The 12276-nt window shown below is 45.4% G+C and carries 8 protein-coding genes and 1 pseudogene; 7 read left to right on the top strand and 2 right to left on the bottom strand.

Annotated elements, in window-relative coordinates; all coding sequences use genetic code 11:
* The 7 genes and pseudogenes from F6K51_RS32775 to F6K51_RS32745 all read left to right on the top strand — a co-directional run.
* Positions 1 to 217 (top strand): annotated as a pseudogene (locus F6K51_RS32775) (hypothetical protein); the annotation flags it as partial.
* Between the two features lie 17 nt (positions 218 to 234).
* A complete protein-coding gene (locus F6K51_RS32770) occupies positions 235 to 438 on the top strand; it encodes a hypothetical protein (protein ID WP_293028798.1) in 204 nt (67 codons plus the stop codon).
* A 623-nt stretch (positions 439 to 1061) separates the two neighbouring features.
* The gene (locus tag F6K51_RS32765; protein ID WP_293028794.1) at positions 1062 to 4640 is read left to right on the top strand and encodes a tetratricopeptide repeat protein; all 3579 of its coding nucleotides are present in this window, start codon (positions 1062 to 1064) and stop codon (positions 4638 to 4640) included.
* A 62-nt stretch (positions 4641 to 4702) separates the two neighbouring features.
* Positions 4703 to 6061: a tetratricopeptide repeat protein gene (locus F6K51_RS32760; protein WP_293028791.1), complete on the top strand. Its 1359-nt coding sequence runs from the start codon at positions 4703 to 4705 to the stop codon at positions 6059 to 6061.
* Positions 6058 to 7197 carry a tetratricopeptide repeat protein gene (locus F6K51_RS32755; protein ID WP_293028788.1) on the top strand — a complete coding sequence of 380 codons (1140 nt, stop codon included), beginning with the start codon at positions 6058 to 6060 and terminating at the stop codon, positions 7195 to 7197. Before F6K51_RS32760 ends, F6K51_RS32755 begins: the two co-directional genes overlap by 4 nt.
* A 549-nt stretch (positions 7198 to 7746) precedes the next feature.
* On the top strand, positions 7747 to 8985 hold the full coding sequence (locus F6K51_RS32750) for a transposase (RefSeq protein WP_293028784.1): 1239 nt from the start codon (positions 7747 to 7749) through the stop codon (positions 8983 to 8985).
* Positions 8986 to 9039: 54 nt separating this feature from the next.
* On the top strand, positions 9040 to 10059 hold the full coding sequence (locus F6K51_RS32745; protein ID WP_293028781.1) for a PDDEXK nuclease domain-containing protein: 1020 nt from the start codon (positions 9040 to 9042) through the stop codon (positions 10057 to 10059).
* 2 nt (positions 10060 to 10061) lie between these two features.
* Here the strand turns inward: F6K51_RS32745 and F6K51_RS32740 are convergent, their stop codons facing one another.
* Positions 10062 to 10328, bottom strand: a complete 267-nt coding sequence (locus F6K51_RS32740) for a hypothetical protein (RefSeq protein WP_293028778.1) — start codon at positions 10326 to 10328, stop codon at positions 10062 to 10064.
* A complete protein-coding gene (locus F6K51_RS32735) occupies positions 10325 to 12166 on the bottom strand; it encodes a thioester reductase domain-containing protein (RefSeq protein WP_293028775.1) in 1842 nt (613 codons plus the stop codon). Before F6K51_RS32735 ends, F6K51_RS32740 begins: the two co-directional genes overlap by 4 nt.
* Between the last annotated feature and the right edge of the window lie 110 nt (positions 12167 to 12276).

The raw sequence follows: 12276 nt of genomic DNA, 5'->3' as shown, positions 1-12276 counted from the left end.
GGGGTTTCCCCCCTGGCCAAGGTTTTGGTCGAATCAGATAGGATCTGATCAGGTTAGGTTTGCTAATTTTGTGACATCAAGATTTGAAATAGTCGTGGATAGTATTTCTGCGGCTATTTTTTTTTTCTTTACTCCCTACTCCCTACTCCCTACTCCCTGCTCCCTGTTCCCTGTTCCCTGTTCCCTGTTCCCTTTGCTATATAATTTACAAAAATAACCTTTAATTCAAAAGCGATGGAAACTCAAGACTTAAAAACACTTATCAAAGAAAGCATCCGAGAAGTTTTGAGAGAAGAAAGACTCTTACTCTGTCATATGTTAATGCTTTACGTTAGTGATCAAGAGCAACAAGACCTTGACACTACCTTTGGTTTACCTCAAGACTATGAGACTGAAGACGTGACTGATCTGACAGATTGGATTAAAAATGACCATTAAATTCCGCAAGAGTGCGATTAAATTCTTAGAGTCTGCTGATAATTAAACTATTCCCATTACAGAAATTATTCAAACTCAATAAGCTTGGAAGTAAGAATTCAGCCGTCAGCCGTCAGCCGTCAGCTAAAAGCTCACGCTACTTGAGGTGCCGTCAGCTTATTTTATTTAAAAGCACCGATTACGCTACGCAGACGCTGCGCAAACAGTAGCCTCGCTTATGGCCAATAGCTGATAGCTGAATGCTGATAGCTGAATGCTTACGGAATAATTATCGCTCCAGTAACGCTCAAGGAATTTAATCTAACGATTTAAAGGGTTAGCTATTAGGATAAAACGTTGATTTACTATAGTTTTTTATGACAATTCGTGAGCGTTGAAATGTTTATAATAATCCCTGTATAAATTGTTATAATTCTTGTTCCCGACTCCCGACTCCCGACTCCCGACTCCCGACTCCCTGCTCCCTTTACACTAAAAAACTATGTCCTAAACTATACTTCCGTTGCTATAAATCCTGAACCCTAAAACGTCAGTAGAACAATCAATAGTGGGTGGCACACTACTGTATTACCCCCACTTCTTTTGATCAGGTTTATTGACTATCCCCAATGGAGGTTCAAACAATGAATCAAAACCTCTGTGTCAAGCCAGCAGCGATTTTAGCCACCGTCGTCGGTGTGATGGGAATGGGAGTGGCTTTCCCTAGGTCTAGCTGGGGGCAAAGTATCATTGCTCAACAACTGAGTTCACCAGGGAGTGAAAGGGCTGAAGAGTTATCCCTAGCAAAAGCCTCTCAACTCAATCAGCAAGCATTGGAGCTTTATCAGCAAGGAAAGTACTCAGAAGCGATGCCCCTAGCTGAGAGAGCATTAGAGATTCGGCGGGAAGTCTTGGGAGAGGAACACCCTGATGTAGCAACTAGCCTCAATAATCTGGCTGGACTCTACTTTAGCCAGGGCAGATATGGTGAAGCCGAACCCCTGTTTCGACAAGCCTTAGCACTGAGGAAAAAACTCCTCGGTGAAGACCATCCCGATGTAGCAACCAGCCTCAATAATCTGGCTGGACTCTACTTTAGCCAGGGCAGATATGGTGAAGCCGAACCCCTCTATCGACAAGCCTTAGCACTGAAGAAAAAACTCCTTGGTGAGAACCATCCCCATGTGGCAGACAGCCTCAATAATCTGGCTGGACTCTACGAAAGTCAGGGCAGATATGGTGAAGCCGAACCCCTCTATCGACAAGCCTTAGCACTTTGGAAAAAACTCCTTGGTCAAGACGATCCCCATGTGGCACACAGCCTCAATAATCTGGCTGGACTCTACTTTAGCCAGGGCAGATATGGTGAAGCGGAACCCCTATTACAACAAGCCTTAGCACTGTTGACAAAGCTCCTGGGTCAAGACCATCCCGATGTGGCAGAAAGCCTCAATTATCTGGCTGGACTCTACTTTAGCCAGGCCAGATATGGTGAAGCCGAACCCCTCTTTCGACAAGCCTTAGCACTGAGGAAAAAACTCCTTGGTCAAGACCATCCCGATGTGGCAGAAAGCCTCAATTATCTGGCATTACTCTACTTAAGCCAGGCCAGATATGGTGAAGCCGAACCCCTCTTTCGACAAGCCTTAGCACTGAGGAAAAAACTCCTTGGTCAGGACCATCCCCATGTGGCAACCAGCCTCAATAATCTGGCTGGACTCTACTTAAGCCAGGGCAGATATGGTGAAGCCGAACCCCTCTATCGACAAGCCTTAGCACTGAGGAAAAAACTCCTTGGTCAAGACCATCCCCATGTGGCAGACAGCCTCAATTATCTGGCATTACTCTACTTAAGCCAGGCCAGATATGGTGAAGCGGAACCCCTCTATCGACAAGCCTTAGCACTGAGGAAAAAACTCCTTGGTCAAGACCATCCCCATGTGGCAGACAGCCTCAATAATCTGGCTGTACTCTACGAAAGCCAGGGCAGATATGAAAAAGCCGAACCCCTCTATCAACAAGCCTTAGCACTGAGGAAAAAACTCCTGGGTGATGACCATCCCGATGTGGCAGACAACCTCAATAATCTGGCTGGACTCTACTTAAGCCAGGGCAGATATGGTGAAGCCGAACCCTTCTTACAACAAGCCTTAGCACTGAGGAAAAAACTCCTCGGTGAAGACCATCCCCATGTCGCTACCAGCCTCCATAATTTGGCATTACTCTACTCTAACCAGGGCAGATATGATAAAGCTGAAACCCTCTATCAACAAGCCTTAGCACTGAGGAAAAAACTCCTTGGTCAAGACCATCCCCATGTGGCAGACAGCCTCAATAATCTGGCTGGACTCTACTTTAGACAGGGCAGATATGGTGAAGCCGAACCCCTCTATCGACAAGCCTTAGCACTGAGGAAAAAACTCCTTGGTCAAGACCATCCCCATGTGGCACCCAGCCTCAATAATCTGGCTGGACTCTACTGGGCACAGGGAGACCCTACTTCTGCTCTCAACCTCCTAATTCAAGGGTTAGAGCTGGAAGAAAAAAACCTCGACTACAATGTTGTATTCGGCTCTGAGTCTCAAAAACAAGACTATCTCAACACGCTCTTTGGTGCAACAGATGTAACTATTTCCCTCCATCTCCAACACATTCCCAACAATCAAAAGGCAGCCCATTTGGCACTAACCACAATTGTGCGTCGTAAAGGTCGGATTCTGGATACTACCACCAATAGCTGGCAAGGCTTACGCCAAAACCTTACCTCTGAAAACCAGCAACGCTTCGACCAACTCAACCACACTCGCGCTCAACTGGCAAAACTCTACCATCAAGGTCCGGGCAATCAGTCTGTTGATGACTATCAAACCCAACTCCAAGAACTGACGGAAAAAAAGGAAACCCAAGAGAAGGTTCTTCTGGACAAGAGTGCTGAATTCCAACGTGCCACTCAAGCCGCTACCCTCGAAGCTGTGCAAGCTCAACTGCCCCCTGATGCAGTTCTGATTGAATTCCTCCAATACCGACCCTTCAACCCCAAAGCTCCTCCAAATCAGCAATTCGGCAAGCCCCGCTATGCTGTCTATACTTTACACTCCGATGGTCGTTTTAAAGGCATTGACCTGGGACTAGCAGAGGAAATAGACACACGGATTAAACATTTTACCGCTGCTATCCGCAATCCTGGAATACGTATTTCCGGAGTTAAAGACGCTGCTCGTAAATTAGAGATAGACATACTGGCTCCGATCCGAGAACAAATTGGTAATAGCAATCACTTAATCATTTCACCAGATGGGGCTCTCAACGTGATTCCCTTTGAAGCCCTGGTGGATCACAATAACCAATTCCTGATTGAAAACGTTACCGTTACCTACCTTACCTCCGGGCGAGACGTGCTGCGTTTCCCTGTTCAAGCCCCACCTCAGCAGCCGCCAGTGCTGATTGCTGACCCCATTTTCGGAAAACCTGGTGAAACGGTTGAATTAGCTCAAAACCCTACCCGTTCGGGGAATTGGCCCCAGCGTAAGCTTCCCCCTCTACCAGCAAGCAAAGATGAGGCTAAAGCCATTGCTAAAATCTTACCCCAAGCTCAACTCTGGCTTGGGCGACAGGCAACTGAAGCGGTGATCAAGCAAGTTAATCGTCCCAGTATTCTGCACATTGCCACTCATGGCTTCTTTGAGGGCAATCAACGGGTTGACTCTCTGGTGGAAAAAAATCCCTTATTGCGGTCTAGGCTGACTCTGTTGAACTCTGGACTAGTGCTGGCTGGGGTTCAGAATTATCAAAGTGGCAACCTTGCCGATGTAGTCCAGGATGGGGTGCTGACAGCATTGGAGGCATCGGGGCTGAATCTCTACGGTAGTGAGTTGGTGGTACTCTCTGCCTGTGAAACGGGACGAGGTGAACTGTCCCAAGGAGAAGGAGTCTATGGTTTGCGGCGAGCCTTGGTGCTGGCTGGTTCCCAAAGCCAGGTGATCAGCCTCTGGCAAGTGGACGATCAGTCTACTAAAGAGCTGATGGTCTCCTACTATCAGAAGTTAAATCAGGGTCTAGGACGTAGCGAGGCCATGAGAGAGGCTCAACTAGAGATGCAGCAAAAAAATCAAAAATACCAGCACCCCTATTTCTGGGCAGCTTTCATCAATTCTGGTAACTGGAAACCATTCAGAAGTCAGAAGGCAGAAGGCAGAAGTCAGAAGGCAGAAGTCAGAAGTTAGAAGGCAGAAGTCAGAAGTTAGAAGTCAGATTAAGTCAAATGTAGTCAGTCAAACCCAATAGCATGCCCTATCATACATTGGTGCTAAGTCAATATCGAGCTGCCCTCCAGTCCCTAGCCACAGATTCTACCTTGAGTCATCAACAAGCTCTAGAGATTCTGTGTGCGAGAGATGCACTCCACAATGCCCTCAAACAGGAACCCTTCATACCTGCAGAGCTTCTAGAGTGCATCCATGAGCTAGATGCCCAACTCCAACAACACAAACAACGGATTGACCAAGCTCTGGCACTTTCTACCTATCGCCACAGTCTACCAGCAAAGCCTAACGGCTGGTGGTGGTATCTGGATCAACAGCGTCCTCCTCATCGGCTAGATCGTTACGACTGGGTGTTTAAGGGTCTGACCTTTGGAGGTTGGAGTGTCAGTCTGGCTCTGCTAGTCAACATTGCCAGTCGTTTCTTAAGTGGTGGTCCCGGTGTGGCTGGCACTTCCGCCATCATTGTACCAACTCTGATCACTCTGCTAAAAGCCAAAAGTGACCTTACTGAAGAAGAGCAAAAAGATAACGATTTCTCAGAAGCATTGAAAAAAGGTTTTGAGGAATTGTTAACTGGTTTGAAGGTGCCTAAGTTTCTTCATGCTGAAACTAAGTTTCTCTCCACCATGGCTCTACTGTTGGGATTGCTAGGGTTTTGGTTTAGCCTACCTAGAATTTCAGATAGTTACGGTGAACGTGGCTTAGAGCACTATCGAGCCGGTGAGCTTAGTAGTGCTGAAGCCGACTACCAAAGAGCAATTGCCCTTGATCCTGATAATGCTAAGGCCCATTACAACCTGGCCGTAGTCTATGAAGACTGGTTACAGCTCAAGAAATCAAAGCAAGAGTACCAGCTGGCGGTAAGTGCCAAAATTCCTAGGGCATACAACAACTTGGCCAGACTCTACATTCTAGAAGGGGACTATCCTAAAGCGGCAAACCTTTTAGTTGAAGGTCTAAAATTAACCACAGAGCAATCAGTTTATCCAGAGGATCAGTACAATTTATATAAAAATTTAGGGTGGGTAAGATTCAAACAAAACCGGGATGATGAAGCTAAGATTGCTCTGGAAAAAGCTCTCAAAATTGCCAAGAATCCAAAGGTAGCAAACTATCTGCCCAATCGTGCCTCTGCCTCTTGTATTTTAGCTCAGGTACTTGAACGCCAGAAAAAACCTGAAGCTGCCAAAGAATCTCTCAAGCAATGGGAACATTGTCGCAATTTAATCATCACAAATCTCAGTATTTCAAAAGCAAACAAATGGCTAGATCTAGCTAATGATTTAGGAATAGGAAATCGTTTAATTCCAGAAGAAGACACCTGGTTACATCTAGCTAATGAACGTATTCAGAAAGCTCAACAACAGAAACAAAGGCCATGATTTGGAAACGTCTATTCTCCATCTCCCTACTTTCCACCGTTTTAATCGCGATCGCGGCTCCAGCAACTATTCCGGCTGAAGGTCTGTACTACATCGCAGCTGTCACAGGAGATGTTCAAGTGAAACGTCGCCTGTGGTTTGGTTATGATCGAGCTCACCAAGGAGATCGTCTCAAGCTAACAGACCAGATCTGGGTCAAAAACCCTCAGTCCTCTGCTACAGTTTCCTGCAGTGATCTCAGTAATTGGCAAGTTCCTTTAGGAAAAGCTTTGAAGGTGTCTGAAGTTTGCCCAAATTCAGGAATATTGTTCCGACCGGGAGATAACCTAGCACCTGGACGTGGCATCGAGAATGAAGACTTTCCCTACCTGATCAGTCCGAGGAATACAGCACTACGTCCTAATCAACCCCTGACCCTGCGCTGGCATGGGGTGAAAGAAGCCAGCCACTATGATGTTACTATCAAGGATTTGGCAACACCAGTGTGGGAAAAACGGGTATCTGAAGCCATAGTTGATTATCCTGATAGCTCCGAACTCCGACGGGATCGGGATTATTTTATAGTGGTGACTGCTAGTACCGATGTGTCTTCACTTGAAAATCCCAATCAAGATCCAGCTCCCACCATTGCCCTGCTGACCGATGACCAGGAGCAGGAGCTGAATAAGAACCTAGCTCAGATTGAGACACAAAATCTGGATGCAGATGCCAAAGCTCAGAAAAAAGCTCATCTGTATCACAGCACTTGCCAAGATCTAAATTACCCCAACACTTGTCTCAATCAGAATGCCATTGAGGTTTTAGAAACAAGAATCAAAGCTGGTACAGAAAATCCTGCCATTTATCAGCTCCAAGCTGATATGTATAAGCGCATTGGACTAAAGCGACAGGCTCAGCAGCGTTACCGCACAGCCCTGGCACTAGCCAAAAAAGCTAACAATTTGCCATTGCAGGCGGAAATTCAAGAACAGCTTGGTGAGATTGCCCACAACCTAGAAGAGTTTGCTGAAGCAGTTGAATGGCTAGAGGCTGCTGAGGGAATTTACCAAAAGCTTTTTAATTTGGAAGATCCAGAGGCACAAGGGAAGCTAGAGGAGCTAAGGAATGATATTGAGGATTCTCGACAGAGGATTTGAGGGAAAATTGGGGGTTGCTGAATTGAAGTATCAATGCAGGATCTTTTGGTTTTGGGCAAGCCCCCTAAATCCCCCAACTTTGGGGGACTTTAAGAGTTTTGTTCCCCCCAAAATTGGGGGGCTAGGGCGTGTTTTATTGCCTCGGAGATCCCCCATTATCCCCCTTAAAAAAGGGGGACTTTGAGTATGGCTCCCCCCTTTTTTAAGGGGGGCTGGGGGGGATCATAATCTTGCGGAAAACTTTGAAAACACGCCCTAGGGGGGCTCAATCATACCCAGAATCAGCAACACCGAAAATTGAATGGGTAACTAAGTAGTCAGTGGTCAGCTATCAGCTATCAGCCAAAGGCCAATGGCTGACCGCTGACCGCTGACCGCTGACTGCTTTACCTTTGTTATAAAAATCGAAACGCTGAAAACCCCGTGTCTTTAGACCGGGGATGAAAGCGAATAGCGGCTTTAGCCGCCTGTGAAAAATATTCTTTAAAAATCCGGAATCTTAGTCTAGGTGTTGTAGAATAAAAATGGATACAGTTGAGGTCGAAGCTGATGATCATACTAGAGTTTAAAGCGAAAGGAAATAAACATCAATATTTCGCTATTGATGAGGCTATTCGGACTGTTAAATTCATTCGCAATAGTTGTCTCAGATATTGGATGGACAATAAAGGGGTTAATAAATTTGACCTTAACAAATACAGTGCAGTTCTAGCCAATAATTTCCCTTTTGCTAATGAGTTGAACTCTACAGCTCGTCAGTCTAGTGCCGAAAGAGCATGGTCATCAATCATTCGGTTCTTTGATAACTGTAAGAAAAAGGTACCCGGCAAAAAAGGCTTTCCTAAATTCCAGAAAAACTGCCGTTCAGTGGAGTATAAACAGTCTGGCTGGAAGTTGTCCCCTGACAAGAAGTCAATTACATTTAGTGACAAGAAGGGGATTGGAAAACTCAAAATTAAAGGTACATGGGACTTATGGCGTTTCGATAAAAAACAGATTAAGCGGGTTCGGATAGTCCGTCGAGCTGATGGCTACTATGTCCAGTTTTGTATTTCAGTTGACATCAAAGAAGAATTAGAACCAACTGGAACGGCTGTCGGCCTGGATGTTGGACTAAAAGAGTTCTATACTGATTCCACTGGTAACACTGAACCTAACCCCCGTTTTTACAGGACGGGAGAAAAACGCCTTAAGTTCTATCAGCGCAGAGTTTCTAGAAAAAAGAAAGGCTCATCTAACCGTAAAAAGGCCATTAATAGACTAGGCAGACATCACCTTAAAATAAGTAGGCAGCGTGAAGAACATGCCAAGAGAATGGCGCGTTGCGTAGTCCGATCTAACGATCTGGTTGCCTATGAAGATTTAAGGGTAAAAAATCTGGCTAAAAACCATTGTCTTGCTAAGTCTATTAATGACGCAGGTTGGTATCAATTCAGGAAATGGATGGAGCATTTTGGCACAAAATTTGGAAAGGTAACGGTTGCAGTAAATCCCGCCTATACCAGCCAAAATTGTTCCAACTGCGGTGAGGTTGTTAAAAAGTCTCTATCAACTAGGACTCACACCTGTAAATGTGGATGTGAACTTGATAGAGATGTTCCTTCGGAACCGCTTCGCGAACACAATGCCGCCATAAATATCCTAAAAAGAGCCTTGAGTACGGTGGGGCACACCGGAACTTGGGTTGTCAAAAACCTAAACGCTTCAGGAGATCCGACCTCTACTCTTCCTGGTTCCGGCCTGGTCGAGCAAGTTAGATCGTTGAGTGAAGAATCCCCGCGTCTTTAGACCGGGGAGTGTCAAGATCACCTTTTGGACAAATGTTGTTGAATCGGAAACCAGATGAGTGACTTGGATTCAGGGAAGTATCGGCAACTACTAGTAGAAGTCAAGGAGCGCATTCGCCAGGCCCAGTACCAATCCCTCAAAGCAGTCAACAAGGAATTAATTACTCTTTATTGGGATATTGGACGGTTAATTGTGACCCGTCAACAGGGAGAAACCTGGGGTAAGTCAGTCGTAGAACAACTAGCAAAAGACTTACAAGCGAAGTTTCCAGGTATCAGTGGCTTTTCGGTTCGTAATATCTGGAATATGCGCAATTTATATCTCACCTACTCTCAAAATGAAAAACTGCAACCAATGGTTGCAGAAATTGCTTGGAGTCATAATTTGGTGATTATGCAAAAGTGTAAAAATGACTTACAGCGAGAGTTTTATATCCGGATGACGCGGAAATTTGGCTGGACAAAAAATGTTTTGATTCACCAAATAGAGAATCAAACCTACGAGAAAACGTTGCTGAATCAAACTAATTTTGAACAGACAGTTTCCGAGGATATTCGTAAGCAAGCTAAGTTAGCCGTTAAAGATGAGTACATCTTTGATTTTTTGGAGCTAGCCGATCAGTACAGTGAGCGTCAGTTAGAGCAAGCAATTCTAGCCAAGGTCGAACCATTTTTACGGGAAATGGGAGGGATGTTTGCTTTCATTGGCAGTCAGTATCGCTTAGAAATTAGCAACAAAGAGTATTTTATTGATTTGCTGTTATTTCATCGCCATCTAAAATGTTTGGTAGCCATCGATTTAAAAATAGGGGAGTTTTTGCCAGAATATATAGGCAAGATGCAGTTTTATTTGGCAGCGTTAGATGACAAAGTGAGGCTAGAAGAGGAGAATTCTGCCATAGGAATTATTCTTTGTAAGTCTAAGGATAAGACGATTGTGGAATATGCGTTGAAGGAGTCAAACAAACCGATTGGTGTTGCTACTTATCGAATAGTTTCAACGTTACCACAACAGTTGCAGAATCAACTTCCTGCACCTGAACAAGTGGCTCTGTTATTGGAGGGGGTGGAGTAAGCTCATAAGGGTAGGTTTTTTACTTTGACCTCAGGTGTGGGGTGTAGGGGGTGGGGTGTGGGGTGTGGGGCATAAGAAAGCGATGCATCGCTTTGCGTCAATTCTTGTCCACTGTTCCCTGTTCCCGTCTTGATGCAGTCGCTCATGGGGGAAACCACGGCAATAGCGAGTGGGGGGAACCCCCAAGACCGCGCTGCCTTCCCAAGACCGCGCTGCATCGCTGTTCCCTGTTCCCGACAACTGCCGCGAAGTCTAGTAAAAAGGTTCAATCCTCCAAAAATCCACTTTCTCTAAAGTAGCAGAGGTAAGTTTTAAATAAATCCTGATTAACCTCCGGTAACTGGATACCACTTTCCCTTAAACCATCAACCACATTGCGACAATCGTACTCAATTAAGTTTGTTATGTTCGACGGTGATTCCGGGAAGTTAGGTAAGTAAGGGTAGAGAGGATTTTCCATATCCTCTATCAACTTAGAACGCCAATCAGTATAGTCAATTTCTTGTAAGCTATAGCCCAGGGAGCGCACCCAGTCAAAAATCTCCCTCAGATGCACCGATTTGGGATTAATTAAATGGAATGCCTTCCCAAATAAACTCTTTTGTTGAGACAGACAAACAATCGCTCGGCTGACATAATCTACTGGGACAAGGTTTTCTGCTAAACCACTCCAGCTAGGAAAACATTTGAGTCGAATACATCCTTTCACCCGTCGCGAGAGTAAGTCATCGAAACTAGACACACCGGTTTGACTGTGACCACTAATCCTCGAAGGTCGATAGATAGTTATGGGCAAACCGCGCTTGGCAGCTTCCCAAACTAACTGCTCTGCTACCCACTTGGTCTGAACATAGCCTACTTTTGGTAAATCATAATAATTGGCAGTGGCTGACTCGAGAATGGGTTGATCAGTTTGGGATGTTGATAACACGCTGATGGTAGAAACGTAATGAACAGGTTTGAGCTTCCCTAGACTGGCCAGTCTCAACACGTCTTGGGTTCCCAAAACATTCGCATCTTTTAAAATAGGGTAAGACCACACATGATTAACATAGGCTCCAGCGTGATAAACCACATCAATATCTTGGCATAAATTATTATACTCAGTTGCTGAGAGTCCAAAACGACTGCTTCCTAAATCTCCGATGATGGGAATAATTCGAGATGTAAAATTCTCACGCCATAATCCAGTTGCTTCTAACTTGCTCAATAGTCTTTCTTTGCCAGCATCACGATTATCAGCCCGAACCAAGCAATAGACAATAGCATCCGTTGTGGTCAAGAGTTCAGAAAGTAAATGAATTCCCAAGAAACCTGTGGCACCGGTTAGGAAAATTCGTTCCATTGGACTGACGATTGGCGCGATCGCAGTTGATGGCTGAATATCTGGATCTAAAGCAGCTTCTGCTTCTAAATCCCAAGTCTGGGATTGATAGTCTCCAGTTACTAAAGCGTGGTCGATTGCACTAGCCAAATCAGAAACAGAGGGATAATCAAACAATGCCCTTAGGGATAAATTAATCTCGAAGGCTTCACGAATCCGAAACATCAGTTGAGTGGCCAATAGGGAATGACCACCTAACTCAAAGAAACTATCATCAAGGCTAATGCTCTGAGGGTGCAGGGAGAGAATTTCGGCAAAAAGACTAGCGATCCGAATTTGACTCTGTGTCTTCGGTGCAACGAAGTCACTACTTTGGCTGAAGGCAGCAGAGGGGGCAGGTAATGCTTTGCGGTTTATTTTACCACTGGGAGACAGGGGTAATGACGTCAGGGGCACCACTACACTGGGAACCATGTAGTCTGGTAATTTCTGTTTGATATACTCTTTCAGGGCGCTGATGTCAAGATCATCATCCCCAACTACATAGGCTACCAGGCGCTTGTTTCCTGGGGTATCTTCCCGGCAGATAACGACGCATTCCTGCACGTGCTGGTAGTCACTGAGCACCGATTCAATTTCCCCGAGTTCGATACGGAAGCCTCGGATTTTGACTTGATGGTCAATGCGACCGAGGAATTCAATAGTGCCATCTGGTAAATACCGAGCTAAGTCCCCAGTTTTGTAGAGTCGAGCCGATGGATTATCAGTGACATACTCCCACACTGACTCTTTGAGTTCAGTGTGGGCTTCTTACCAACTCCACCCAACGGTATCGGCTTTCGCCGACGCTGCGCGAACGGATACTCGGTAAGCTTTATTAACGACACGGGATG

Source organism: Moorena sp. SIO3I8, from assembly GCF_010692325.1.
GTDB lineage: Bacteria > Cyanobacteriota > Cyanobacteriia > Cyanobacteriales > Coleofasciculaceae > Moorena.
Note: the sequence above shows the minus strand (reverse complement) of the source record. Positions and strands in the feature narration are given on the sequence as shown.